This is a genomic window from Allobosea sp. NPDC003192 (assembly GCF_050275675.1).
In the GTDB taxonomy this organism is placed as follows: Bacteria; Pseudomonadota; Alphaproteobacteria; order Rhizobiales; family Beijerinckiaceae; genus Allobosea.
On sequence record NZ_JBNNPK010000003.1, the window covers coordinates 272,765 to 298,316 of the forward strand.

The window sequence follows — 25,552 nt, forward strand, 5'->3', positions numbered from 1 at the left end:
CACGCATGACCCTTCCCCCGCTCACTCTGGTCCTCGGCGGAGCCCGTTCCGGCAAAAGCCGTCATGCCGAGGCGCTGATCGAGGCGCTGCCGGCGCCCTGGACCTATATCGCCACCGCCCAGGCCTATGACGATGAGATGCGCGCCCGGATCGCCGAGCATCGCGCCCGCCGCTCCCGCGACTGGCAGACGGTCGATGCACCCGTTGCCCTGCCCGAGGCGATCCGCAATGCCCGGGCGGGACAGCCCATCCTGGTCGATTGCCTGACGCTCTGGCTGACCAATCTGCTGCTGGCCGAGCGCGACATCGCGATCGCAACCGGCGAACTCGTCGCCGCCTGCCGCGAGGCCAGCGCGCCTATCGTGCTGGTCTCGAACGAGGTCGGTCTCGGCATCGTACCGGACAATGCGCTTGCCCGGCGCTTCCGCGACGAGGCTGGTCGCCTCCACCAGCGGCTTGCGGCACAGGCCGGGCGCGTGGTCTTCATGGTCGCCGGATTGCCGATGCAGGTGAAGTGATGACGACCGAGGCCGAGGATGCCGCCCGCCACAAGGCGAAGATGGAAAAGCGCAAGGCGGTGCAGGACGCCGAGGTCGCCGGCAAGACGCTGGAGAAGGGCCTGCTGATCGTCAACACCGGCCCCGGCAAGGGCAAGTCGACTGCCGCCTTCGGCCTGATCCTGCGGGCGCTCGGCCATGGCTGGCGCATCGGCGTCGTCCAGTTCATCAAGGGCGCCTGGTCGACCGGCGAGCGCAAGGCGCTGGAAGCCTTCGGCGATCAGATTTCCTGGCACTCCATGGGGGAGGGTTTCACCTGGGAGACGCAGGACAAGGCCCGCGACATCGCCGCCGCGACCCGAGCTTTCGATAAAGCCAGGGAATTGATGGCGGATGAGGGCATCCGTTTGCTGGTGCTGGACGAGCTCAATATCGCCTTGCGCTACGACTACCTGCCGCTCGCGGAGGTCGTCGCGGCGCTGCAGGCGCGCCGACCCGACCTCCACATCGTCGTCACCGGCCGCAACGCCAAGCCCGAGCTGATCGAGGCCGCTGATTTGGTGACGGAAATGACGCTGGTGAAACATCACTTCGCCGCCGGGGTTAAGGCGCAGGAAGGGATCGAGTTCTAAAGGGCGAACGCGGCGACGCTTCCAACCGCCGCCAACCCCCAGAGCAGCAGGCAGGCGCGGCGATAGAGGGCAAGCGCTCGCCTGATATCCGCCGCCGTCGCCTCGGCCCGGCCATCACCCATCCAGCCATCCTCGACCCTGACTGCGCCATAGACGCGCGGGCCGGCGAGGCGCAGCCCGAGCGCGCCGGCCATCGCCGCCTCCGGCCAGCCGGCATTGGGCGAGCGATGGCGCCCGGCATCGCGGCGGACCGCTTGCCAGGCAGAGCCGGCATCGGCCTGGCGGTCGAGCCCCGCGGCGATAGTCAGCAGCAGCGCGGTCAGCCGCGAAGCCGGCAGGTTGACGATATCGTCGAGCCGCGCCGCCGCCCAGCCGAAGGCGAGATGGCGCGGCGATTTGTGGCCGATCATCGAATCGGCGGTGTTGATCGCCTTGTAGAGCGCCCCGCCCGGCAGGCCGCCGACGCCGAGCCAGAAGGCCGGCGCGACGATGCCGTCGGAAAAGTTCTCGGAGAGGCTCTCGATCGCGGCACGCGCGACACCGGCTTCATCGAGGCTCTCCGGATCGCGGCCGACGATCATCGAAACCGCCTTGCGTCCCCCAGCGAGCCCGCCTTGCTCCAACCCCTCGGCGACGCGGGCGACATGCTCATGCAGGCTGCGCTGAGCCAGCAGGCTCGAAGCCAGCAGCGCCAGCGGCAGCAAAGCGAGCGGGCCGGCGAGGCGGCAGAGCGCGACCAGGGCGAGCGAAGCTGCGAGCGTCACCCCGAGCAAGACCAGGACTGCACCGACGCCGGCCATTCGCCGCATCGCGAAGCTCATGCTCTCGCGGTTGAGGCTGCGATCGAGCCAGCCGATCAGCGCGCCGATCCAGGTGACGGGATGGCCGATCCATGCGAACAGGCGCGCCGGATAGCCGATCGCCGCCTCGATCAGGAGGGCGGCGAGGAGGAGCGGCAGGCTTGCGGAGAGCGACATGGCGGCCGGGGAGACGAAGGAAGCGATCTGGCATGGCGGCGATCTTGCCACGGCCAAGGCGCTGTTCCCGCAGGCGCCAAAACCCTGGATCGATCTCTCGACCGGTATCAACCCGATCCCCTATCCGCTTCCGGAGCTGCCGTTAAGCCTATGGCAGCGCCTGCCGGGCAAGACCGACGAGGCGGCGCTGCTCGCGGCGGCCCGCAAGGCCTATCGCATTCGTCCGCAAAGCGGCCTCGTCGCCGCGCCGGGCACGCAGATCCTGATCGAATTGCTGCCGCGTCTGGTACCGGCCGCGAAGGTCGCCGTGCTCGGCCCGACCTATGGCGAACACGCACCGGCCTGGCGCAAGGCGGGTGCTACCGTGCGCGAGATCGGTGATCTCGCCGAGATCGGCGATGCGAACGTTGTCGTGCTGGTCAATCCGAACAATCCGGACGGGCGTGTCGTCCCGCAGGAAACGTTGGTTGAGTTGGCTGCCGCGCTCGCCGCGCGAGGCGGTTTTCTGGTGGTCGACGAGGCCTTCGCCGATTTCGTGCCGAAGATGAGCCTGCTGCCGATCCTGCCGGAAGGGGCAGTGGTGCTGCGTTCATTCGGCAAGGCCTATGGGCTGGCGGGCCTCAGGCTCGGCTTCGCGGTCGGTGAGGCGCGTTGCATCGATGCTCTGCAGGCGATGCTCGGTCCTTGGGCGGTGGCCGGGCCAGCGCTGCATGTCGGGGCCGTCGCACTCGACGATGCCGATTGGCTGTCGAAAGCCGGCGAAGCCCGTGCTGCCGACAGCACGCGGCTCGATACCCTTCTTACCCCGCATGGCCGGGTCGTCGGCGGTACCGTGCTCTACCGGCTGCTCCAGACGCCGCAGGCGCCGGCCCTGTTCGAGCGGCTCGGCCGCGCCGGCATCTATGTCCGCCGCTTCCAGCACGATCCCTCGCGCCTGCGCTTCGGCCTGCCGGGGGACGAGGCGGCTTGGCCGCGGCTGGCGCAGGCGCTCATGTCGGACTGAACCGCGCTGCGCGCTCCTCGCAGCCGGCGCATGCGGGGTAGTACGGGACGAAGCGGCGCCCCGCCGCTATCGTCAGGTGATTCCAGTGACCCGGAGAGAAGACGCATGCAGCCCTGGCCGAAGCAGTCCGCCCTGACCATCGGCTTCGCCCATCCGGCTTACCAGATGCGCGACGAGTATCTCGCCCGCAACGGAGCGGCGACGAGCTTCGAGGTCCGCAATCTCGACGATTTCAGGGCTCGTGCGCCGGAAGCCGACGTGCTGGTCGTCTCCGGCCTCTGGCGCAATGACATGCTCGATGGGCTCGGCAAGCTGCGCTTCATCCAGTCGATCAGCGCCGGCACCGACCAGTTCGACAAGCAGAGGCTGGCTGCGGCGGGCGTGCGCCTCGCCAGTGCTCAGGGCGGCAATGAGCGTGCCGTCGCCGAGCATGCGATCTCGCTGATCCTGGCGCTGGCGCGCCAGCTTCATCTCGCCCGCGACAACCAGGCGAAGGCCTATTGGCGGCCGATGATTGGCGACCGCTCGCGCCGTGAAGACGAACTGGGCGGCCGCACTTTGGTCATTGTCGGCCTCGGCCGCATCGGCCTCAGGCTCGCGGCGCTTGCTTCCGCCTTCGGCATGCGCGTCATCGGCGTGCGCCGTCGGCCGAACTCGGAGCCGAATGTTGAGACGATCGTGCCGCCGGCAGAACTGCATGGCGCGCTCGCACAGGCCGATTTCGTCGCGCTGACCTGCCCGCTGACGCCGGAGACGGAAGGGCTGATCGATGCCGCCGCGCTCGCGGCGATGAAACCTTCGGCCTATCTGATCAATGTCGCGCGCGGCCGCGTCGTCGACGAGCCGGCACTGATCGCCGCGCTCGAAGCCGGCCGCATCGCCGGCGCCGGTATCGACTGCGTCTATGAGGAACCCTTGCCGGCAAGCTCGCCGCTCTGGGGCATGCCGCAGGTGCTGCTGACGCCGCATAGCGCGGGCGAGACCCGCGCCTATGAGAGCAATGTCGTCGATATCCTGCTCGACAATCTCGGCCGGCTGGAGCGCGGCGAGGCCGCGCTGCTCAATCAGATCGTCTGAGCTGCTTCGCGCTTACCAGCGTGGGCGCGGGCCGTAGCTGCCGTCGCAGCCGACGAGCGGGCCACCCGGATAGTAGTCGTCGATGATGATGTCCGGCATCTGGCAGCCGCTGCGGTTGACGCTGCGGGAGATGCGGCGACGCTGCTGGCCGTAGTCGTCGGGCTCGACCAGGACGGTGCGGCCGTCATAGCGCGGCTCGGCCGAGCGATCGAGCGCCAGCTTCTGAGCCTGGCGTGGTGCCTGGACGCGCTGCGGCGCCTTCTCGGTGGCCTGCTGGCGCACCGGCGGCACGGGCGCCGCGGCGACGTCAGCGGTCTCCTTGCCGTCCTTGCCGGCGACCTGCGAGGCCGGGACGACGACATCCTCGGCGCTGGCGCGCACCAGCTTCTGCACGCCGGTGTCGAGGACGAGCGTGCGGAAGGGGACATCGCCGCAGCCGCCGCAGCGGGCCGGGTCGAGCGGAACGAGGTCGACGCGGGCCTTGCCGTCGTCATTGGCCTGGCCCTCGCCGGTCGCGCGGGCGGCGATCGCCACCTTGGCGGCATCCTCGAGCTGCATCTCGATCAGCTGGGTGCGCAGCGCGCGGGCCCGGCGATAATTGACCACCTCGTCGCCCCCGGAAACCAGGATGGCGAAGGGCGCACCCTTCGGGGCGTTGCCGCGGAAGACATCGCGCAGTTGGGTGATGGCGCGGCGCGCCTCGGAGGTGACCTCCCAGCTGCCGGGCGCGAAGGCGATCTGGCGCGTCGTCATGATCTCGCGGGCCGCCTGGGCGACGCCGAGCGAGACGGTACGCGAGGAGAATTCCAGCTTCAGCGACTGCGGCCGCTCGGCGACCTTCGGTGCATCCGGGTTACCACCCTCGGTCTGGGCGAAGCCGGCGCCGGCCGAGACGATGACGGCGAGGGCCGCGACGGCGATGCGCAGGCGGGCGGTCTTGTCGAACTGGAAGCCCATGGCGGGTCTCCTCATGAACGGGTGTGCGCTGGGCACGTTGCCTGGCCCTTGGCAGACCCTGAGCCGGTTTCGCGAATGCCTGCGCAAGGGCGGCGCGTGAATGTCGAACGCGCGCGCGTATGAGGCCGCGCATTCATCCACTGTTCAGGAAAAAATGCGGTGCGACGCGAAAATCCGGCAAACAGCGGCAAAGCTCGGGCAACGCCATTGCCGCGTCCCGTCTCGCCCGAGCCGGCCGTCGCATTGTCGAGGCTACTGGACTATGCGAAGAGAGGATAAACAGGGGGTCTGGCTATGAAGAACGCAGATGAGCGCAAGGACAGCACCGAGCTTCCCCAGATGATGTCGCGCCGCGCACTCGGTGGATTTGTGCTTACGCTACCGCTGCTCAGCGCCGTTCCCGCACTGGCGCAGACAGATCAGGGTGCGACCAATATCCTGCGCTCACTGGCGCCGCATGATCGCGTGCCGGGCGGCAGGAGCGGTGGCGGCAGTGGCGGCGGCCGGGTCGTGGTCCGCCGCGTCGCGCCGGTGCCGCGCCGGGTTCATCCTCGTGGCTACGGCTCGGATGTCGTGATCGACCTGACCCGCCGGGTCGAGGTCACCGTCTTCTTCGACAACGACTCGGCGTCGTTGCGCCGCGGCGCCGAGGCCACTTTGCTCCGCCTCGCTCTGGCGCTGCGCGATCCGATCCTGCTCGATCAGCGCTTCCTGATCGCCGGCCACACCAGCGCCGAGGGCGGCTACGACTACAATGTCGAGCTCTCGCAGGATCGCGCCGCCGCGGTGCGTGACTGGCTGGTCTCCTACGGCGAGATCTCGCCGGGCCGCCTCGTCGCTCATGGCTTCGGCCCTGACATGCTGCGCAACCCGCGCAGCCCCTATTCGCCCGTCAATCGCCGCGTCGAGGTCATCGCCATTACCGGCTGAGCTTCTACCGTCTTCCCGAAACAACCTTTGCCTCAGGGGGCACCGTCATGGCTTTGTTCAAGCGTCTCATGCTCGGCTTCGCGCTGCTGCTGTCCTTCGCAGCCGTCGCCCACGCCCAATCGAATTCCCGCATCAACCTTCTGGTGATGTCGGACGACGCCGATCCGGATACGGTTCCGCGCAACAACCGCATCTTCAACCGGGTCCAGCTCCAGCTCTCGGAGTACCTCAACACCCGCGGCTTCCAGGTCTATGACGAAACCAGCGTGTCGCTGGGCATCGCCCCGACCGCCCGGGTCCGCCGCCGCGACGCCGAGCTGATCGAGATCGCCCGCGCCGTCCCGACTCCGGTCGACGCCATGGTCGTCTACCAGATCTACGCTTCGGCCCGCCGCGCGGTGGCCGCTGATATCCGCTTCCCCGAGATCCGCATCGCCGGCCGCGTGCTCAATGTCCGCTCCGGCCAGTTCATCGCGGCCTTCGAGGTTGGCGGCTTCCAGTTGCCGGCGCTGCCGAACCCTTGCAGCGCCGAGTGCCTGCTCGAGACGGTCGGCACCCATTCGCGCCTCCTCGCCGGTGATCTCGGTGCGGCGATCGCCCAGAAGCTCGAGGGCTTCGCCCGTCCCTCCGGTGGTGGCGCCGCGGCTGTCGGCAAGGATGGCATCGTGCTCGGCGGTGGCGCTGGCGGTGGTGCGGCTCCGGTCGCGGCTGGCGGCGACGGCTGCAACAGCCTGCCGACCGACTACATGATCCAGCTGCGTGACTTCACCGCCACGGAGGTCGACCGGATCGAGGGCGAGTTCGTCCGCTGGGGTTGCTACCGCGCCCATCGCGCCACGCAGACGACGTCGACTTCGGCCGACTTCTTCTACACCACCTCGGCCGACTCGGCCCGCCTGACCCGCAACTTCCGCCTGATGCTGGAGCTGGTCGGTCTGAACGGTCAGGTCAATTTCTCCGGCAACCGGGTCGTCGTCGCCAAGGTGCCGACCCGCTGATCCGAGCCAGCAGCCAGGTAACCATAAATCCCGGCTCGCTTCTACGAAAAAGCCGCCCGGTCGACATAGACCGGGCGGCTTGTTACGTTAATTGTGGCAGCAATATGCGCCGACCTGGCGCGAACGGAATGGGCAGGGTTTCCGTTCGCCACCGTCGGGCCGGCGTTCGATGCGGATATTTGAGATATGGATTGGGGCATTGACCCGGCACGGGTCGCGGAGATCAGCACGATCGCGTCTTCGCGTCGGTTCTCCGCGCGGGACACTGAGAAATTCGTTCTTGCGATCACGGGTGGCGGCTCGGAGAATGCCGACCTGCCGCTCTGGGACATGCTGCAGGTGCTGTTCTCGCTCGGTGCGCTGACCATGGGCCCGCGCATGCCGGCCCGGGACGCCGCCATCGGCTGCATGCTCGACGAGAGCGGCATCCTGCTGCGGCCGCTGCGCCAGGAGGGCCCGGTCCGCACCACCTTCGCCGGGGCGACCATCGAGGCTTCGGCGGCCGAGATCGTCCTGTCCTATGGCGGCAAGGGCGAGGCGAAGAGCCGCTCCTTCTCCTGGAGCCGGATCAGGCGCGCGCTCGGCCTCGCAGATTTCCTCTTCGCGGCGGAGGCCGATGAACGCTCCGAGGGCGGTCTTGCGGCCTTGCGCACTGCGCTCGACGCCGTCTTCGCCCTGTCGGCCTTCGACGAGGACGGGCTGAAGCGCGCGGTGCAGGAGCCGGCGCGCTTCATGCGGGCCTGGCGCCGGCGCCATCTGCCGTTGCTCGCTTTCGCCGACCTGATCCGCCAGCGCGAGGCTTTCCTCAATGCATCCGGCCGGCGTGAGCGCCAGCGCGAGTTCGATCCGGACGATCTGATCTCGCTTTGGAGCTTCGCCCTGTTGCATGGCGAGACCTGGAGCTTCGCCCGCTTCGCCGAGCGCTTCAGCGCGCTCATGCGTGAGGAACGCTCCAGCGTCGGCCGCCGCGACTTCATGGCGCCGGCCTCGATGGAGACGCTGATGGCGCGTCAGCCCTCGGAAAATCCGGAGGAGGCGCTGATCGCCTGGCTCGACCATCAGGCGATTCTCGGCGAACTCGAAGAGGAGGAGCCTGACGAGGACGAGGAGCCGGAAGAGGAAGACGAGGACGGCGTCGTGCGCGAGCGCGTCTACGCTGCCCTGATGCGCCTGCCGGCCGAACCGAAATTCCTCAACAAGGAGGAGCGCGAAGCGATCGGTCGGGCGCTCGCGATCCTGCCGCTCGCCCATGAGCAGCCGCTGACCTTGGTGCGCTCGCGCGCCGTCGCGCCTTGGGAGAACCGTCTGGTCGAGGCGAGCCGCCGTATCGCCGGCTCCAATCGCGGTCAGGTCGACCAGAGCCCGGAGGCTTTCGACTATGCCGGCATCGGTGCGGCGCTCGCCGCGCTGGGCAAGCGCCTCGACGAATTACTGCTGATCGGCAACGCGCTCGAGGCAATCGAGGGCCTGCAGAGCGAGGCTGCCACGGCCGAGGGACAGAAGCTGCTGCGGCGCTGGCGCCATGACCGCGCCAGTTTCCGGATCGACGATGCGAAACTGACGCTGATCTTCGCAAGGCATGGGGGAGCACTGAGAACGGTCGCAGCAGCCCTGCACCGGATCAACAGGCAACAGAAGCGCTTTGGCGAAACGACGGACCTGGTAGCCCAGGCCGCCAGCGACGAGGCGCGGTTCACCGACGTCTTCTCGCAGCGTTATCAAGGGCGATCGAAACGGCCATGACAGAGTTCCTCAACCAGGGTCCGCTCGAAGACGACCCCCGCGTCGGCCGCGCCACGGCCCGTCTGGTTCTGGCGGCGCTCGCGAGCGCCGAGCCGGAAGAGGCAGCTGCCGCGAGCATCAGCCGCGCCGACCTTTGGGCGCATGCCCGCCGCGTCCGTGGCGAGCCCGTCAACTTCGCCGCGGAGCGCGCCATCCGTACCGATCCGGAAGCCGCGCGGCTCTATCGTCGCCTGCTCTCCTTCCAGGCCGTGGCGCGCAGCGAGCTCGCCGCCGCCGCCTATGACAGCAGCGCCACCCATCGCCGCATCGGCTCCTTCGAGCTCGACGTGATCGAGGAGGATGATGCGCCGCCGGCCCTGGTCATCCAGTGCCTGTCGGAGACCGATCCCGCCCCGACCATGATCGAGGTCGTCTCGATCGAGGGCGTGGTCCGCCTGCCGCTGCCGGCGCCGGTCGACAAGCACATCGTCATCGACCTGCCGCGGCAGGATGCCGAACGCGATCTGCTGCGATTGATGCTCGCCAACCCGCTCGCGGGCGTTTATCTGCTGTAAGGTCAGGGACGCTGCCTCGTGCGGCGTCATCTATACCTGGCTGAGGGGACGGCAGGGCCTGCGGGAGAGATGATGGCGGGAGATCAGAACGTCAGGCGCTCCGGCGTTTTCGTCGTCGTGCCGACGACCGACCAGCCGATCATCCTGAAGAAGCTTGCCTGGTCGGCGCGCGTACCGGTTTCGCGCGTCGTGCTGGCGACCGAGAGCTCCGAGGTCTGCGAGCCCTGGAGCACGCAGTACAGCAACCTGCTGCGCCCGGGCGAGCCCCTGCGTCAGATCCTCGGCCTGCCCGATGGCGGCAGCTACCGCCTTGCGGCGTCCGGCTCGATCGACCAGGGCAAGAGCTGGATGGTGCCGACGCTCGCGGCTCATTGCGCGCTCGCCCATGGCGAGGCGGTGACGCACAAAGCGTCCGAGGCCAAGCTCGTGATCTGGGGTACCGGCGCGATCGACCTCTCCGTCGCCGACACGGCAGGCGAGGCCCGCGTCACCCAGCAGGAATACCACCTCACCACCAAGATCGACCGCTGCCGCCATCTCTTCGCCGATGCCGAGCACGGCGCGACGCCGGTGCTGGCGCTGGTGCCGCATGGTGAGGAGGCCGAGCGCGCCGTCGCGATCCTCGGCAAGATTCTCGGTGGCCAGCCGCATCATATCGTGGTGGTCTCTTCGCTCGCGGACATCGCTGCGCCGATCGATCTCTTCTTGCGCAGCGGCTCCTTCGAACCGCAGGCCGCGGCGTCCGCGCCGGAGCGGCCGGCCGCACCGGGATCGTCTTCGATGGCCCTGAAACCGTTCGAGCCCAAGACCGCCGAGCAGCCCGCCCAGGCGCAGCCCGCCCATATGGCCGCGGCGCAGCCGGAGCAGACCCTGGTCCAGCCGCGTCCGCCCGGGGACGAACCCTCGATCGCCGATGTGCTGAAGAGCCCGCAGGCGCCCAAGCCGCGCCGCTCGGTGCTCGGCGACAAGCCGGCTTCGACCTCCTCGTCCTCGCGCCTGCCCGTGATCGCCGCTGCGGCTCTGGTGCTTGTCGCCGGTGCGGCGGGCGCCGGCTGGTATCTGACGCGCGGGACTGCGACCGAGGACCCCTATCAGGTCCCGCCGACGCTGACCCAGCCCGGGACCAGCGGGGCGACGCAGCAGGCCGGCAATCAGCAAAGCGCGACGGCGCCCTCGCTGGGGCAGCAGACCGCGCCCTCTCTGGGACAGCCGAATCCCGGCACCCAAAGCGGCTCCGTGGCGATGACGGGCTCCGCTCTGGCGCGGTTGGTGACCTTGTCCGCACCAGCTGGCAGCACCTGCGAGGCCCAGATCTACGAGCTGCGTCCGCGCTATAGCGAGAACGCGGTCGACGTCGGCGAGATGACGAGCGTCACGATCGACGGCCAGGATATCTGCGGGCTGGCCCTCGATCCGGTCGCGCCGGCCAAGGCGAAGTTCCAGAACGGGACCGGGCCGGCCGTAGTGGCCTCGAAGTCGACGGCGACGCGGGTGGTCTTCAACCCGAACGCGATCCGCGGCGGCATCGCGGCCTTCCCGGTGATCCAGTTCGAGGAACCTAAGGCTCTCTCGGTCGAGATTAGGCGGCGCTGAACCGACTTGCCGCGCCGCCGAAGGCAGGCACGGCAAGTCGCATCTGATCTCAGCCGCGCGGGCCGGTCGTGTCGAGCACCAGCGCCAGCAATTCGCGCTGCCTGTGAGTGTCGGTCTTGGCGAACGCCGATTTGAGGTGCACGCGCGCCGTCTCGTAGGCCATTCCCAGGCGCAGGGCGATCTCGGCGACGGTGCCGCCGTCGCGCAGGGCGAGCGCGATGCGCGCTTCCTGCGCGCTCAGGTCGAACCGCCGCCTGAGCGTCTCCAGCTCGAGGCCGGAGTCGACCAGCTCCCGCCGCATGATCACGAGCGCGATCGTGCCGGGGATGAACAGGCTGGCTGATCCGCTGAAGGCGTATTCACGCAGATTCTGCGTGACCGGCAGCACCGAAACCGAAAACCGCTCCGGCCCCCGTCGGAACGAGACGTCGTGGCGCCCGATCGAACCGGGCCGTCGCGAGCAGACGGCGGCCACTGCAAGGCCGAGCTTCGCCTGTGCCTCGGCATCGCCGAGCACCAGCCTGTCGCCGGCGGTGACACGAAAGGAGCGGCCGCTGTCGCTGAGGTCCTGCGCGGCGAGGTTGAGGTCGAGGACGCGGCAATCGCCATCCAGCACCAATGCGGGATCGATGAGATTGCGCATCAGCGAGTCCCCGAGCATCGAGCGATGATTGCGCAGCACGGCGCGGTTGCAGTCGAGCGCGCGTCGCATTTTCGGGGCCAGAGCCTGCAGGAGCGGCGCCAGTGCTTCGTGGCTCTTCTGCGCGCGCCGCTGGTCATAATGGACGCAGAGCGTCGCCATCCGTGACCGGTCCTGGACGATCTTGATGCCGCTGGCGGAATCGGCACCGCCCATCGGTTTGATCCAGTCATTGTAGAATTCGGTTCGCTCGAGGATGCGGCGCGGCAGGACTTCGTCCGCCAGCGTGCTGCGCAGGACCGGCAGATCAGTCCAGGCCGGAATCCACGGATTGAGCGCGGCGTAGCGGTCGAAATAGATGTCGAAATCGATATCCTCCCAGCCGACGCCGGCAAGCGGCGTGGCATAAGGGGCGGACGCGTCGTAGCCCTGCATCAGGACGCGCCCGCCTGGGAGGATGCCCTGGATTCCGCGGCAGACCTCCTGCCAATGCTCGGGCGCGATCGCCGCGGCGTCGATCAATTCGCCGAGGCGGGCAATGACCCGTTCGCTGCTGTCGGAAACGCGTACCCCCATCGTCGCCTGCCTCCAGCCCGCCATCTACGATTGCAGATGTCGGGCTTGGGTCAACTGGCTCCGCAGGCCGGCTGAGGCTCAGCTTGCGAAGCCAGGGAAGCTTGGCGCGATCCCGTGGGAGGCAACTCACCCGTTCGGGTTAGCTGCCGGTCTTTGGCAGAACCTTACAGCCCTGCCCGCGTCAGCCCACGCCAGAGGCCCCAGGGCGGCGGGTCGCTGGTCGGCGAGAGCTGGCGGATCGCCGCGAGGCGGCCGGCGATCAGCGCGATCGCGATCGAGGGTAGCGCCATCAGCATGTGATGCGAGGTCGCCGCGGCGATGAAGGTCATCGGCTGGCCCATCACCGGCAGGAGACCGAGCGCATTGCCCCAGGAAATGCTCCAGTGCAGCGAGAAGATCGTGGCGATGCCGACGAGGATGATGGCCATGCCCTTGTTGGCGCCTTCCTGCGCCGAACCCATGGCACGCTCGCGCATCAGGCTGACCGCCAATGAGAGCAAGCCGAAGACGGTGATCACCTGCGCCGCCAGCAGTGCGAGCCCCGCCGGCAGGCCGAAGCGCACCATCAGGAAGGTGGCGATGAAGTCGTTCTGCACCACCGGCAGCCGGACGAGGTCGCTGACGGTGAAGCGGCTGACGGTCTCGTCCTGCTCCTCGCCCTTGCGCTCGGCGATCGGCGTGGCGCGGGCGCCCGGCAGCATGGCGCAGAGCGAAACAGGCGAGGGCGGCAATTCGTCGAGCGCACGGCGGACCTCGACCGGCGTCTTGTCGAGGCCGAGATCGAGCCGCGCCAGCGTGCACGGCATCTCGGCGAGCGCGACCTTGGACTGCAGTAGCTGGAAGCCGAGATCACGGTGGATCACGTCTGGGCTACGGTCCTGTGCCGCCGTCTGCGTGCGCTTGGTGGCGTGGTCGAGATCGTACCAGGTCAAGAGCCGTTCGGCCGGGACGCGGAACAGGCCGCCGCGTGCCTTCTCCAGTGTGTCGATGGCGGCGAGCCGCTCCTTGGGCAGGCTCCACTGGCCCGAGATCGCATAGGTGACGAGGCCCGGGAAGACGTAGATCAGCGCCGCGTTGATGCCGAGCAGGACCACCAGCACCAGCGCCAGCACGCCGCCGCGCGGCCAGCCGAGCCGGCGCACCTTGCGCTGCGGCGCGTCGGCGCGGCGCAGGAAGACGCGCATGATCTCGAACAGGCGCTTCAGCGTGCTCGGCAGCAGGAAGGCGAAGGCGAGAACGACCGTGGTGATGATGATGATCAGCGCCGGCGAGTAGTCGCTCTTCAGGAACGGCACCGCGGTCAGGAACAGGATGAAGACCAGCACCGTCGCGAGGCTGACCGTCAGCCAGGAGATGTAGTGGCGCTGGTTGTAGAAGAAGTCGATCCGCGAGAAGCCGAGGAAGATGTGCGCCAGCACCAGCACGAGCGCGATCTTGCCGAGCTCAACCGGCTGGAAGCCAGCGACGCCGGTCTCTGTGCCGAGCACGCCCCAGGCAACGAAGGCGGCGAGGATCAGGATCGCCGGAACTGCGCGCAGCAACTGGTCCTTGAAGCCGACGCCCATGAAGAAGGAGCGCGGCAGGGCGGCGATCGAGCGCTGGGGCTGGAAGGCGATCACTACCGCGGCGACCGGGATCAGGTCGAAGAACAGGAGCTTGTTCTTCTCGGCATGGATGGTGAAGTCGGTCTTCTCCGCGTCGATGCCGAGCGCCAGCAGGGTCAGGCTGCCCAGGCAGCAGAGCATGACGATGCCGAGCCAGGTCAGGCGCAGCGGCGTGGTGAAGCGCGGCCCGACCATGATCGCCAAGCAGGCGATCGCATAGGCGAGGATGGTGGCGTGCAGCGCCGCCTCATAGGAGATCGAGGCACCGCCCAGTCGTGACAGTTCGGGCGCCAGCACCAGCATGGTCGTGGCGCCGATGAAGGCGGTCGAGCCGAGCGCACCGACGAGCCGGACCAGAATGGCGCTGCGCCGGAACAGGGTGGCGTGGTGCATCGCCGCGAGCACGCCGAAGACGGCGACGCCGAGAGTCAGCAGCAGGCGCACGATGCGCTCGACGCCATTGAGCGAGGACAGCGGGTTGCCGAGCTCGGCGGCCGACATCGGCTGGCGCGGCGGCGTCACCACCGGTCGGACGCTGTCGGTCATCGCGGTTGCACGCAGGGCCTCGGCGTCGTCGGGGGCGAAACGGTGAGTCTTGCTGAGCGGTGTCAATCGGAGAGGCAGGCGGCCATTCGATTCCACGCCGATGTCGACGGCGTAGCGGGTGCGGCCGATGATCATGTGGCTGAGCCGTGCCGGGCCGTCCGGATCGAGCTCCCAGGCGATGTCGGTGAAATCGGTGATGCGCTGGTTGCCACGCGCGAACACGACCGGCGGGCGCGGCGCATCGACGGCATCGCCCGGGGCGAGGAAATAGCCGCCGCCGCGCGCGACGATGGTCAGCGCCTTGAACGGCAGGGCGCTGGCGCCGACATGAGCCTCCTCGCGCACCGAGCAGGTCAGCCGACCGCCGAGCGAAACGATGCGGTCCTCGCCGCGCTCGTCGGTGGCGATCAGGCCGGTGACGATCTCGCGGATGCGGTCGGCACCGCTGCGCGGCTGGCAGACGGCGAGTGCGTTGCCGTCGAGCCTGAGCGTCGAGAGCGGGCCGGTCGAGTCGATGGTGAGCTTGCGGGCGCCCGGCTTGCCGGCCTCGGTCAAGGTTAGCGCCAGCCGCCCGGGTCGTGCCTCGTCGACGGCGATCGCCAGCGCCCCGGCGGCGATGCGATCGCCCTGCTGGAAGCGCCAGCGCGCCGAGAAGCTGCCGGCGCCGTTGAGATAGTCGAGCCAGAGCCGGCGTGTATTGGCGACGTTGCGGATGGTGACGCGCCCGTCCTGCTGGCGGGTGAAGGCGACATGGCGCGCCTCGGCCGCGTCGAAGCGCTGAGGCTGCAGCAGTTCGCGGCGGCCGATCGTCACGGTCTCGCCGCGGGCGAGAGCGAGATCGAGCCGCTCCAGGCTGACCACCGGCCGCGCGCTCTCGATCAGATGGGTGGTGTTGTGCCACCAGAAGCCGAGTACACCGAGGCAGAGCGCCAGCAGGACGAGGCCGGTCACGGCCCCGCCGGCACCGCCGATGCGGATGCGTGGCAGGCGGAAGGGCCGCAAGGTCAGCCAGCGCCCCATCAGCTGGCGCAGCGCGGTGGTCTCGCTCACTTCTTGTCTCCGAGCGCGGCGACCTTGCCGAGCAGGCCGGCCATCAGGCGTCCGCAGGCGCGTCCGCCGGTTTCCCGCGTATGCGAGACCAGGCAGGTGAAGGCGACGCGCTTGCGCCCTGCGACATTGTCCATCCAGCCGGCGAACCAGGCCGAATTCATGCCCTCGACGGTGTCGGCCGTACCGGTCTTGCCGAAGATGCGCTTGCGGATATCCGGTGGGAGCGAGGCCATCACGCCCGCGGCGGTGCCGCCCGGTGAGTTGACCACGCCGTAGAGACCACGCTGCGCGTCGTCGAGGAAGGGCTCTGCCTGGCGCGGGTCCATGCCGGGGATGACCGGCTTGCCTTCGTTCGGCTGCGGCGTCTCGGCGACGTCGGAGACAGGCTTCAGCACGCGCGGACGGATCACCTTGCGGGCGCCGAGCGAGCCGTAGATCGAGGCCATGGCGATCGGCGTTGCGCGTACGCCCTGGCCGTAGGAGTTGGTGGCGAGGTCGATGCGCCTTGCATTGCGCTTGTCCTCGACCGCGAGGTCGAGCGCCTCGCCGGTCAGCCTTTGCGCGCCCGGCACGATGCCGCGGGTCAGGTCGACGCCAGGCTGGGCGAGCGTGCCCGGTTGGGTGATCGGGTAGAGATGCTCGGTCATCTCGGCGAGGATCGTGCCGGTGCGGCCCGGTACCGTCGTCGGGCGGCCGCCGACCTTGCGCCCGTCCATGGTCAGCGCCATGCCGGCGAACCACAGGTTCGACGACTTGATCAGCGCCTCGCAGAAGCCGATCTGCGCCCCCCGGCCGGCATCCGGACAGCCGCTCTGCGACGCCGACAGGATGCCGTAATTGAAGCCGGCGCCGCCGTAATTGGTGATTGGCACGCCGTCGACATTGAGACCACCACCTCCGCCGATGCCGAAGATCTGCGCCTGCTGGGCCGGCGGCGTGCGGCCCATGATCATGTCGGCGAAGCGAGGCTGCTCGCGGATGCCCAGGATGGTGGCGAGGCCGGTGACCAGCTTGAAGGTCGAGCCCGGCATGGTGTGGACGTCGCCGGCGCGCCAGCCATGGCCGGCGAGCGGGGAATCACTGTCGCGCCCGGTCGAGAGCGCCTGGATGTCCCAGCTGTGCATTCCCGGTACGAAATCGGGCCAGCTCGCCAGGCCGAGCAGCGCGCCCGGCTCGTCGCCGGCATCCATCAGGAGTACGACGGCGCGGCCGTCGCCCTGGTCCGGCGGTTCCTGCTCGGGAGCGAGGTTCACCGGCAGCGGGCCGGGCTTGCGCGGACGTTTCCCGCGGCCGAGCCGCTCGCCCATATGCTCGTAGACGGCTTCCTGCACCAGTTTCTGCAGGCGCGGCTCGATGGTCAGCGTCAGGTTCTCGCGGGTGCGGGCTCGGCCGAGCGCGGCCGAGAGCGAACCGACATCGCCGGCGCCATAGCCGATCATCGCGGTCAGGCCGAGCTCGTCGACGATCGGCAGCGGCACGCCGTTGTTGTCGAGCGCCGGCGTGCCGTCGGCGAAGTAGAGCGCGCGGGCCGCGCCGGTGCGCCGCTGCGTGACAGCGCCGCGCCAGCCGAGCTCGCAGACCAGCTTGGTCTTGGCCCGCTCGCAATCGGCCTCGATATGCGAGGAGCGCCAGAGCTTGACCTTGCCGTCCTCGCTCTGCACTCCCGAACCGCCGAGGACCTCGCGGGCACGCGGCGGCACCGCCCGGACAGGCTGGCCCTCGAAGCCGATCTCGACATCGCGGCGGCGTGCCCCGGTGATGGTGAAGCGCCAGCCATGCGGCAGGCCTTGCTGAGCCTCCTCGGCGCAGGTGGCGAATTCGTCGCTGTCGGAGCAGACGCGCTCGGCCGCGATCGCTAGGCCGGCGATACGCACGGTCTGCTCGTCTCGCCTGGGATCGAGATTGACCCGCTCATTGCCGACGACGACGCGTGCCGGCTCGAGGATCATGTCGACGGTGACGCGCCTGTTGCCGGCCGGTAGCCGCGTCGAGAGCACGAGCTTGTCCTCGGGCGCGCGCAAGGGGCCGAACAGGGCCCAGTCGGAGAGCTGGTTGCCCCGGCGCTTGGCGAAATCGGCGAAGTCGCGCGGCGGCGGCACCGCGTTCGGCATCACGTTGAGCGGCGCAGCGAGATCGGTGGTCTGGGCGACGCGTGCGGTCCAGCTCGACGGGCGGCAGCCGGCCGGCACCACCGGCAGCGTCAGCGGTGTGCCGTCGGCGCAGCGCCGGTCGGGCGCACGATCGTCGCGGGCGCCGGCAATCAGGAAGGAATTGTTCCAGGCCAGCATCTCCGAGCGGATCTGCGCGCCCGCCGGCAGGTTGCAGAGCCGGTCGAGCAAGGTGCGCGAGAATTCCTTGGCGCCCTGCGGCGTCGGCACGGTCAGCGAGGCGTCGTAGAGCGCTTCGCAGGGTTGCGAGCGGATGACCGGGCCGGCGGCATCGAGCCAGATCAGCCCGGTCGCGACGCCCTGCTGGAACAGGTCTTCGTTCGAGCGGCTGGTCTCGGTGAAGTCAGGCTGCTTGATCCAGGCGCGGCTGGCTGCGAGCTCGCCGATCAGCCCGCCCGAGAGCCAGAGAAAACCGACGATGGTGACGGTGCCGACCGCGACGGCGGTGACGCTGCGCTTCAGGCCGCGGAAGAGCGGATGGCTCATGGCGTCGCCTCGCGGAGCTCGACCACCAGCGGCCCGAGCACGAAGGGGCCGTTCGGCGGGATGATGCTGGTTCCGGCCGCCTGCGGCCTGCGCCCGCCGAGAAGCCAGATGTCGCCGGCCGACTGCACGGCGACGCCGCCGGGCGCCGCTGCGATGAAGCCGACCGGGTTGTGATCATAGAGGTCATCGAGGCGCTCGACCACGCCGGAGCCGAACTGGACGCGCACGGCCTCGCCGAGCCAGTCGAAGGTGCCGTAGCCGCGCGAGGACTGATCCGGGCCGAAGGCGATCGCGGTTTGCTCGCGCGGCAGACCGATATAGCCGAACTCGCCATCCTCCAGCATCAGCAGCGAGCGCCGGCGCCCGTCGAAGCTCATGCTTTCGGCGCGAACCTCGCCGCCGAGCCGGCTATAGCGCAGTTCCCGCCGGTCATAGCGGCGGGCGTCGCGGCCCTGCACGACGATGCTGTCGCGCTGCGCCAGCATGGCCGAGGACATCAAGCGCCCGCCATGGCTGCGCTCGACCCAGTAGCGCGCCATGCGCCGTCCGCCGAAATTCTCGGGGATGGCGAGGCCGACTACGGCGAGGTGCGGGCCCTTGGGCGGTTGCGCCTGTAGGCGGGAGGGCCGGCGGTCGAGCGTGACGTCGACGAGCCCGAGCGAGACCCGGCCGACCTGCGGACGCACACCGAGAATTTCGAAGCGCGCGTCGACATTGCCGCCGGGCAGCGCCAGCGTCTCGACCTGGATCGCCTGGGCCCGTGCCTCGGGCGTCTGCGGCAAGGCGGTGAGCAATGGCAGGCCGCCGGCATCGCGGGCGGAGGCGTCGACCGGATAGCGGCCGAGGAAGAAGATCGTGCCGCCGGGCAAATCGGGGTGCACCGCCGGCGTCAGCATCTCGCTGCGCGAGAAGGCAAAGCGCGCCTGGCCGGAATAGAGTCCGCCCGGCGTGTTGACGCCGATGATCGGCTGGCCGATCGCGGTCTGCGCATCCTGGCGGATCACCACCTCGCCATGCGGCAAACGGCTGTCGGCCGGCGGGGCGTAGACGCCATGGCCGAGATAGACCGCGACCGGCGCGGTCGCATGCAGGCTCTGCTCGACATGGACGGTGACGCCGATATCGGGGTCGATCACGTCGCGGAAGCGTTGCTCGATCCGGTCGGCGAGGAAGCGGCCGAGCTCCTGTGCGCCGGGCAGCGCCTCGGCGGTCAGCACCACCAGCGAGGTGAAGGGCACGTCGATCGGCTGCGGGCCGCTGCCGCCATCGGTGAGCGCGATGCTGCGGTGGCGGTCGATCAGATCCTCCAGCGAGGCCTTGCCGTCCTTGGTCGGCTGTCCCCCCGCGGTGAGACTGAACACGGGTTTGCGCCAAAGGTTCTCGATCCCGGGCATGGCTTCGCCGGGCTCGCCGGCGACGGCGCGCAGTGAGGTCAGCCGCCGCGGGTCGTGCATCACCAGGTCCATGAGATCGGGCAGGGCCATGGCGTCAGCTCACTCGGGCGATGAAATCGGGAAGGGGATACGGTCGCGACGAGGCGGGACGAGCCCGCTTTTGTGAGCGCCAGAGCCGTTTTCGCGTGCGGGCCATGACGATCCTGCGACCTTCAATAGATCCGCGAGACGCGGTCGTGCTCGATCCGCCAGCAGGCCTCCCAGCCCTCATTGGCGGCGACGATCGTGACCTTGCGGCTCACCGGCGACAGCACCTCGCTGATGATCTCGCAGACGCCGAAGCCGTCGAGCCCCTCGCGGTGTGCTTCGACGATCGAATCGCCTTCGAGCAGCACCATCGGATCCTGGCCGTCGAGCAGCGGCCGCAGGCGGGCCAGGGCCTTGCCCTGCGGGTCGAGGCCCGGGATCGTGCGCACGAACTGGAAGCGGCGGCCGAGATTGGCACGCCCGCCGAGGCTGGGCGCCGCCTCGTCATGCTCGGCATGGACGCGCGCCCCCGAAACGATGTCGTAGCCGAGATAATGGATGCGCTCGGCTGCGAATTCGGTGCGCAGGCCGGTGGCGCCGAGATCGCGCATCTGCACCGCCATGGCGGCGATGCCGAGCGGGTTCTTGTGCTGCACGGCGCTGCCGGCCATGTCGCCCTCGATACCGAGGATGGCGGCTCCGGCGATCACCGCCTTCTTCATCGCCGCCGGCGAGAATGGCCGCTCGAACGGGAAGGCGGCGCGGCTGGCGTCGGCTTCCGCCGCGATTGCCTCGAAGATCGGCGGCCAGAGCGCGGCGCGCCCGGTCGGCACCATGATCACGGTCGGCCGGCGCGCCGGGTTCGGGCCGGCGGCGCGGGCGAGGCGTGGCAGCAGGCCGCCAAGCACGGCGCCGATCTCGGCAAGGTGCTGCGAGGCTTCGCTCGCGCCCTTCTCCACGGCGCTGCGCGCGAGCTTCAGCACCAGCCGGCGCGTTCCGGACTTGCCCGGCCCGTCGATCGTAAGCTGCAGGCCCGGCCGCTGCGCGACATCGGCCAGTGCCGGTTCGTTCTGGGCGACATAGAGGCCCGCCCGATCGCCGTCCGGTTTCAGCTCGGCAAGGACGAGGTCGAAGGTCTCGTCGGCGGCGTCCGCATCCCAGCGATAAGCGCTGCCGGAAGCCTGCGCCTTCTCGCTGAGGCGGGTGGCGAGACCAGCCTTGGCCTGTTTCACGGCATTGCGCAGCCAGCTGCGCGCTGCCAGCGCAGCGGCATCCTCGCGCTGGATGGCGCGGGCGAGCGAGGCTTCGGCGAAGGCCGGCTGCCAATGCGCGTCCTGGCCGTCCATCGCCCTGTCGATCAGCGTCGCCGCGATACCGGTCAGCGTCTCGTCGATCTTGTCGCCGCCGACCGGCAGACCGAAGGTGGCGAGCGTCGCATGGTTCAGCCGGTCGCCGTCGCGGCGCAGGGAGGCGAGCGCGACGTCGCTGGTGCCGCCGCCGATGTCGAGCGTGACGAGCAGCGCCTCACCTTGGTCGGGCACAGCGGCGCGGACCTCCGGCAGGCTGGCGGCATAGCGCGCCGCTGCAACCGCCTCGGGCACGGTGACGGCCGCATCCGGGAAGCTGGTCGCGCCGGGGAAGAGCCGCTCCAGCCGCTGTGCGAAGAGTTCGAGCGCGGCCCGGTAGCGCGAGGCGATCTCGTCGCCGATGCCGCTCGGGCAGGAGACCAGGATGCGCGGCACCACCGGCGGCGGCGCATGGTCCTCGACGCGCAGGCGGTCCTCGCCCAAGCGCAGCACATAAAGATCGACCAGCTCGTCGAGTACGTCGGCGACCAGCGGTGCGATCTCGACCGTATTGGTGGCGACGACGCGATCGGTGGCGGCATCGTAGCGATGCACCTGCTCGTTCAGCGTCAGGGAGACTGCACCCGAGGTCAGCGCGTGCTTGAGCGAGTCGACCCGCCGGCCGCTCTCGGGCAGGCCGAATTGCGGCGGCGGTGCTGGAGCCGAGACGTCGTAGCGTCGGGCGAAAGTCTTGAGCCGGCGCGCGACGCTCGCGCGGTCGGAGCCGGTCAGAGCGAGATCCGGCAGGCTGTGCGGCGCATGGTCAGCCCGCAGATTATTGCCGGAATCGAGCCCGACATGGCTTGGGATCAGCGGCGCGGCGCCGGCATCCTTGAGGGCGGCCTCGCCATGGCGCGGATCGACATGGGCGGCAAGCCAGGTGCCGAGCGCCAAAGGCTTGATCTCGGTCGCGCGGCCGGCGGCACGCGGTGCGCCCGACCAGATCGAGGTCGCAGAGGCCCCGAGGTCGATGCAGATCGGCAGGCGATGGACGCGGCGGCTATAGCGCAATGGCAGGCTCGCCTGCGCGAAGGCCCGGCCCCCCTCGTCGCCGGCCTTGATCGCCAGCGATACCGTAATCTCGCCGCGCAGCACATTGGCGCCGCTGGTGCGCACGGCGCGCGACAAGGTCGTCGTCAGGTTCTGCATCGCCACGACGGCGCGGCCGCGCCGGCCGAAATCGCCCTCCCGCACGATCTCGAGCGGGAAGGGCGTCGGCGGCTCGGCGATCTCGGTTTCGCCCATCCGGCTGGTGACCTCGACGGTGAGCGGCGCGGTCCGGGTCAGCGGCCAGCGGCGCAGGTCGATCACCAGCCCGTCGCAGCGCACGATCGAGGTCTCGTCGTCCGGATCGACTTCGGCATTGAGCCCTCCGGCGATCTCGAATTGCGCGGTACCGCCGAGCGGGCAGGCAAAATGCTGCCCCGCAATGGTGAGCGCGACCTCGCCGCGGTTCTGGCTGCGGATCGGCACCGAGCGGGCTTCGAGGGCGCTCGACCAGGGCTTGGCCGGCCCGTCCGGATCATGGCCGGCGCCGTCCTGGGCGACCCAGCCGCCGAGCTTGGCGGTCAGCCTGATCTGCAGCGGCGCCTTCGGATTGGCCTGGCTGGTCTCGTCGACGAAGTCGAGTACGGCGTCGCGCGTCAGCGTCACGTCGAGCCGCACTTCCTGGCCGGCCAGCGCCGGCGCGTCGGCGAGCCAGATCAGGTGCCGGCTGGTCGAGGTACCGGCGTCCGGGAAGCGGCGGAGCGAGACCGAATGGTCCATTGGCGCGGCGATGCTGAGCGAAAGATGCTGTGCCTTGATGCCGAAGCAGCTCGCCTCGATGGTCAGTCCGCGCCGGCCTTCCAGCACGATGTCGCGGGGGATGTCGATGGCGATCTGGCTGACGGCGAGCTGCTTGCCGGCCTGCAGCGAATCGAGGTCGATCTCGACCGGTTCGATCCGCCATTCCGGCTGCGAGGCACCGGCGAGCGCCGCGATCTTGATCAGGCGCCGCGGTGAGGCGCGGGTGCCGCTCGCGGTCTCGACGATGGTGGAGAAGGCGATCTCGATGCTGGCGTCGCTGTCGACATCGGCCTGGGCACGATGGTTCGCGACCGCGCGCATCACCGCTTCGCGCTTCAGCCCCAGCACCAGCCGCTCGCCGGCCCGGATCGCGGCCTTGTCCAGGAGGGCGCTGCCTTGCAACCAGCCGATGTCGACGCCGCTCGCAAGGCTAGGCGCATGCGAGACCAGCGAGACCGTCACCGCCCTGACCATGTCCTCCGGTGCCTCGAAGGCGAGGAGGTCGATCAGCTCGCCGCTGCGGTCGAGCGCGATGGTCGCGGCGAAGCTCCCGAGCCGGGTCTCGAGATTGTAGCAGGGCAGAGTGGTCATGCGTCCTGCCTCGAAGCGGCATGTCCGTCGGTGCCGGCAAGCGAAACGCCCCAATGATGGTCGAGACCGGTCAGCGCGGCGGCGGCGGCGAGATAGCGCGGCAGCATGTCGCCGCTGCCGGCCCTGAGCCGGCGATAGGCCGCGCCGAAGCCTGTATCGTGCGGGTCCGCCAGCGCCTTTCCGGCAAAGGGCACGGTGGCGAAGGCGGCGTCGGCTTCGTGCCGGACCAGTTGCGCCAGCAGGAGCCGGCCATAGCCGTCGAGCGTCTCGCGCAGGGCCTTGTTGCGGGCGGTCCCTTCATTGGCGGGGCCGAGCAGTTCTTCGATCGCGTTCTTGAGTTCGGTCAGGGCCGGGGCGAGGCTTTCGATCTGCGAGAGAGAGCCGGCGAAACTGCGGCTGGCCGCCGCGAGCCGCTGCGCCCCGCGGACGGGGTCGCCTGATCGATGCGCGCGGGCCGCGAGCCCTTCCAGGCCGAGCGCGGTTTCCCAGCTCCGGATCAGAGCGGCTGCCGCGAGCACCTGGTCGGCCTCGCGCCGCAGGACGGCGAAATGGCCGTGCAGCAGCACGATCTCGCCGGGTGTGAGCTCCCCGAGCCGGCGCGACAGCTCATCCGCGATCGCCGGCGGCTGGCCGGCCTGCTGCGCGGTCTCGCCGAGCTCGCTGCGCATGCGCGCGATCGCCTCTAAGCCAGGTGCCGGCTGCCGCTGCGGCTGCCGGCGCAGCTCGAGCAGCAAGGCATCGAGCGGCGACAGGCGTCGCTGCCCGCGTTGCGTCGCCGCCTCCGCCAGCGCCTGCTCGACCTCGGCGGCGAGCCCGGTCTCGATCCAGTCCTGATGGGCGCTCGCGGCGACATCGTGCAGCAGCCGCATCGCCCGCCGGTCGTGCCCGGCCAGCGCCATTGCCTCGCGGGCGAGCGCCTGCGGCAGATTGGGATCTTCATACCAGGCGAGCAGCCGTTCCAGCCTGGCCTCGTCCTGTATCGATCCCGGCATGGGCAGGACGAGCCGTGCGGTACAGGCGCGCGCCGTGAGCTGCGGCTGCACCAGGGCGCGCAGGAGCATGGCGATCTGCTCGGACAATGTGCGTTCGCCGAGCTCCTCGATCCGGTCCGGGTCGATTCCGCTCGTCGCAGCCAGGGCTTCCAGCAGGCCGGCTGGAGCGGCGGAGTTCTTGCTACGCGCGTCGAGTCGGCCGAGGGCGCCAGTCTGTGTTCGTGCCATGTGTAGCGCCGTCTCGCTGAGCAGGGCGCCAAGGCGCGCCGGTCTCGCCGCGCTCGTCGCCCGCCATAGCCCTTCGGCCAGCCGCTCCGCCGCGAGGGCGAGGTCGTCGTGCAAGGGCGTCGTGCCACCGGTCGCTGCGACGACCAGGGCGTTGCCGCCGCTCTGGCCGAGCGTCAGCCCGGTCGCGGCCGAGGCCGCATAGCGCGCGCCATGCGCGATCGTGGCGAAGCCTCCCTCCTGCCAGCGCAGCGTCATCGGGCTGCCGCTCGCTGCTTCGCCGTCGCTGGTCCAGACGAGCTGGCGGCGCGGCTCGGCGAAGACGATGACATCGTCCACCTCGACCCAGTCGGGGAGGGAGAGCATGTCGCCCTCGGCGCGGGGGCGCAGCAGGCGGAAGCCGCGGCGCAACGCCGCGACCCGCCCGAGCCCGGTCGCGTCGACATCGCGCTGATCGGCCGGGGAGGCCGCCAGCGTGTCGAGCTCGGCCTCGATGGCGAGCCGCAGGTCCTGATCGATCTGTGCCAGCGCCTGCCGCGCCTCACGCATCGCCGCCGGCAGATGCGCTACCAGGAGCCCATCCGTGGCCGCGGCGCCGCCATCGCCGGCGAAGGTGAGCGTCAGGCCGCCGCTGTCGCTGCGCCGCGCCGTCATCGTGGTCGTCGCGGCGCGCTCGTCGTCCGGGTGCAGGAATGGGCCGGCCAGGAGCCGGTAGCCTTCCGTCTCCGAGCCGCTGACGCGATTGAGGCCGGAGGCCAGGAGGTCGGCTTCCTCTGTCGCAGCCGCTTCGGACGCTCCGGTGCGCTGGGCCAGCACGCCTTCGCCATCGAGATAAGCCTGCACCAGCGTAAGACCCACGGCGCCGCGATCGGCCTCGGCCAGCGACAACCTTTCGTCGAGCTGCACCGGGGTCGTGGCAAGGCTGCCGTCGGCCTCGACGATCACGGCGTGGAGCGCCCGGCTGCCCGCCGGCAGCATCCCGAGTAGCGGCGCTGTTCCGGCATCGGCCGCTGCGATCAGGCTGATGCGGCCGCTCGTCTCTTCGGCGGCGAGGAAACGGGCCGGTGCGCTATCTCGCCAGATCGCGGCGACATGACGCGAGCCGTCCCAGATGATGGCGACGGGCGCCACGGAGGAAGTCACGGAAACAGGCTCCGG

The 25,552-nt window shown here is 69.7% G+C and carries 17 protein-coding genes; 9 read left to right on the forward strand and 8 right to left on the reverse strand.

The window, feature by feature from the left end; translation table 11 throughout:
* Positions 1–5: 5 nt before the first annotated feature.
* Both cobU and cobO read left to right on the forward strand, forming a co-directional pair.
* Positions 6–518: a bifunctional adenosylcobinamide kinase/adenosylcobinamide-phosphate guanylyltransferase gene (cobU, locus tag ACQKLX_RS06525; protein WP_427360563.1), complete on the forward strand. Its 513-nt coding sequence runs from the start codon at positions 6–8 to the stop codon at positions 516–518.
* The gene (gene cobO, locus ACQKLX_RS06530) at positions 518–1,129 is read left to right on the forward strand and encodes a cob(I)yrinic acid a,c-diamide adenosyltransferase (RefSeq protein WP_427360564.1); all 612 of its coding nucleotides are present in this window, start codon (positions 518–520) and stop codon (positions 1,127–1,129) included. Before cobU ends, cobO begins: the two co-directional genes overlap by 1 nt.
* Here the strand turns inward: cobO and cbiB are convergent.
* Positions 1,126–2,106: an adenosylcobinamide-phosphate synthase CbiB gene (gene cbiB, locus ACQKLX_RS06535; protein WP_427360566.1), complete on the reverse strand. Its 981-nt coding sequence runs from the start codon at positions 2,104–2,106 to the stop codon at positions 1,126–1,128. The genes cobO and cbiB overlap by 4 nt on opposite strands.
* Here cbiB and cobD point away from each other — a divergent pair.
* Together cobD and ACQKLX_RS06545 are read left to right on the forward strand one after the other, a co-directional pair.
* Positions 2,105–3,109 (forward strand): threonine-phosphate decarboxylase CobD, encoded by a 1,005-nt coding sequence (cobD, locus tag ACQKLX_RS06540; protein ID WP_427360568.1) that lies wholly within the window; start codon positions 2,105–2,107, stop codon positions 3,107–3,109. The genes cbiB and cobD overlap by 2 nt on opposite strands.
* A 105-nt stretch (positions 3,110–3,214) precedes the next feature.
* Positions 3,215–4,186, forward strand: a complete 972-nt coding sequence (locus tag ACQKLX_RS06545; protein ID WP_427360570.1) for a D-2-hydroxyacid dehydrogenase — start codon at positions 3,215–3,217, stop codon at positions 4,184–4,186.
* Between the two features lie 12 nt (positions 4,187–4,198).
* Here ACQKLX_RS06545 and ACQKLX_RS06550 read toward each other — a convergent pair whose 3' ends face one another.
* Entirely contained in the window at positions 4,199–5,143 is a 945-nt protein-coding gene (locus ACQKLX_RS06550) for a hypothetical protein (protein ID WP_427360571.1), read from the reverse strand.
* A gap of 294 nt (positions 5,144–5,437) precedes the next feature.
* On the opposite strand from ACQKLX_RS06550, the gene ACQKLX_RS06555 reads away from it, so the two are divergent.
* The 5 genes from ACQKLX_RS06555 to ACQKLX_RS06575 all read left to right on the forward strand — a co-directional run bounded on the left by ACQKLX_RS06555 (position 5,438) and on the right by ACQKLX_RS06575 (position 10,961).
* Positions 5,438–6,073, forward strand: coding sequence for an OmpA family protein (locus ACQKLX_RS06555; protein WP_427360573.1), 636 nt, complete (start codon positions 5,438–5,440; stop codon positions 6,071–6,073).
* A 47-nt stretch (positions 6,074–6,120) separates the two neighbouring features.
* Positions 6,121–7,071, forward strand: a complete 951-nt coding sequence (locus tag ACQKLX_RS06560) for a hypothetical protein (protein WP_427360575.1) — start codon at positions 6,121–6,123, stop codon at positions 7,069–7,071.
* Positions 7,072–7,257: 186 nt separating this feature from the next.
* The gene (locus ACQKLX_RS06565) at positions 7,258–8,814 is read left to right on the forward strand and encodes a hypothetical protein (RefSeq protein ID WP_427360577.1); all 1,557 of its coding nucleotides are present in this window, start codon (positions 7,258–7,260) and stop codon (positions 8,812–8,814) included.
* Entirely contained in the window at positions 8,811–9,368 is a 558-nt protein-coding gene (locus ACQKLX_RS06570; protein WP_057189182.1) for a hypothetical protein, read from the forward strand. The genes ACQKLX_RS06565 and ACQKLX_RS06570 overlap by 4 nt, the downstream gene beginning before the upstream one ends.
* A gap of 72 nt (positions 9,369–9,440) precedes the next feature.
* Positions 9,441–10,961 carry a hypothetical protein gene (locus tag ACQKLX_RS06575; protein WP_427360578.1) on the forward strand — a complete coding sequence of 507 codons (1,521 nt, stop codon included), beginning with the start codon at positions 9,441–9,443 and terminating at the stop codon, positions 10,959–10,961.
* Positions 10,962–11,010: 49 nt separating this feature from the next.
* Here ACQKLX_RS06575 and ACQKLX_RS06580 read toward each other — a convergent pair whose 3' ends face one another.
* The 6 genes from ACQKLX_RS06580 to ACQKLX_RS06605 all read right to left on the reverse strand — a co-directional run bounded on the left by ACQKLX_RS06580 (position 11,011) and on the right by ACQKLX_RS06605 (position 25,537).
* Positions 11,011–12,177: a helix-turn-helix transcriptional regulator gene (locus tag ACQKLX_RS06580; protein WP_427360580.1), complete on the reverse strand. Its 1,167-nt coding sequence runs from the start codon at positions 12,175–12,177 to the stop codon at positions 11,011–11,013.
* Between the two features lie 164 nt (positions 12,178–12,341).
* On the reverse strand, positions 12,342–15,377 hold the full coding sequence (locus tag ACQKLX_RS06585) for a hypothetical protein (protein ID WP_427360582.1): 3,036 nt from the start codon (positions 15,375–15,377) through the stop codon (positions 12,342–12,344).
* A complete protein-coding gene (locus tag ACQKLX_RS06590) occupies positions 15,374–18,031 on the reverse strand; it encodes a penicillin-binding transpeptidase domain-containing protein (RefSeq protein ID WP_427360584.1) in 2,658 nt (885 codons plus the stop codon). The genes ACQKLX_RS06585 and ACQKLX_RS06590 overlap by 4 nt, the downstream gene beginning before the upstream one ends.
* The gene (locus tag ACQKLX_RS06595; protein ID WP_427360586.1) at positions 18,028–19,515 is read right to left on the reverse strand and encodes a hypothetical protein; all 1,488 of its coding nucleotides are present in this window, start codon (positions 19,513–19,515) and stop codon (positions 18,028–18,030) included. The genes ACQKLX_RS06590 and ACQKLX_RS06595 overlap by 4 nt, the downstream gene beginning before the upstream one ends.
* A gap of 122 nt (positions 19,516–19,637) precedes the next feature.
* The gene (locus ACQKLX_RS06600) at positions 19,638–23,177 is read right to left on the reverse strand and encodes a hypothetical protein (protein WP_427360588.1); all 3,540 of its coding nucleotides are present in this window, start codon (positions 23,175–23,177) and stop codon (positions 19,638–19,640) included.
* A complete protein-coding gene (locus ACQKLX_RS06605) occupies positions 23,174–25,537 on the reverse strand; it encodes a hypothetical protein (protein ID WP_427360589.1) in 2,364 nt (787 codons plus the stop codon). Before ACQKLX_RS06605 ends, ACQKLX_RS06600 begins: the two co-directional genes overlap by 4 nt.
* Positions 25,538–25,552: the final 15 nt, after the last annotated feature.

Excerpts from the sequence above, each read along its gene's own strand:
- cobU (WP_427360563.1), top strand. The coding sequence starts at position 6 with ATGACCCTTCCCCCGCTCACTCTGGTCCTCGGCGGAGCCCGTTCCGGC.
- cobO (WP_427360564.1), top strand. The coding sequence starts at position 518 with ATGACGACCGAGGCCGAGGATGCCGCCCGCCACAAGGCGAAGATGGAA.
- cobD (WP_427360568.1), top strand. The coding sequence starts at position 2,105 with ATGGCGGCCGGGGAGACGAAGGAAGCGATCTGGCATGGCGGCGATCTT.
- cbiB (WP_427360566.1), bottom strand. The coding sequence starts at position 2,106 with ATGTCGCTCTCCGCAAGCCTGCCGCTCCTCCTCGCCGCCCTCCTGATC.
- ACQKLX_RS06545 (WP_427360570.1), top strand. The coding sequence starts at position 3,215 with ATGCAGCCCTGGCCGAAGCAGTCCGCCCTGACCATCGGCTTCGCCCAT.
- ACQKLX_RS06550 (WP_427360571.1), bottom strand. The coding sequence starts at position 5,143 with ATGGGCTTCCAGTTCGACAAGACCGCCCGCCTGCGCATCGCCGTCGCG.
- ACQKLX_RS06555 (WP_427360573.1), top strand. The coding sequence starts at position 5,438 with ATGAAGAACGCAGATGAGCGCAAGGACAGCACCGAGCTTCCCCAGATG.
- ACQKLX_RS06560 (WP_427360575.1), top strand. The coding sequence starts at position 6,121 with ATGGCTTTGTTCAAGCGTCTCATGCTCGGCTTCGCGCTGCTGCTGTCC.
- ACQKLX_RS06565 (WP_427360577.1), top strand. The coding sequence starts at position 7,258 with ATGGATTGGGGCATTGACCCGGCACGGGTCGCGGAGATCAGCACGATC.
- ACQKLX_RS06570 (WP_057189182.1), top strand. The coding sequence starts at position 8,811 with ATGACAGAGTTCCTCAACCAGGGTCCGCTCGAAGACGACCCCCGCGTC.
- ACQKLX_RS06575 (WP_427360578.1), top strand. The coding sequence starts at position 9,441 with ATGGCGGGAGATCAGAACGTCAGGCGCTCCGGCGTTTTCGTCGTCGTG.
- ACQKLX_RS06580 (WP_427360580.1), bottom strand. The coding sequence starts at position 12,177 with ATGGGGGTACGCGTTTCCGACAGCAGCGAACGGGTCATTGCCCGCCTC.
- ACQKLX_RS06590 (WP_427360584.1), bottom strand. The coding sequence starts at position 18,031 with ATGAGCCATCCGCTCTTCCGCGGCCTGAAGCGCAGCGTCACCGCCGTC.
- ACQKLX_RS06595 (WP_427360586.1), bottom strand. The coding sequence starts at position 19,515 with ATGGCCCTGCCCGATCTCATGGACCTGGTGATGCACGACCCGCGGCGG.
- ACQKLX_RS06600 (WP_427360588.1), bottom strand. The coding sequence starts at position 23,177 with ATGACCACTCTGCCCTGCTACAATCTCGAGACCCGGCTCGGGAGCTTC.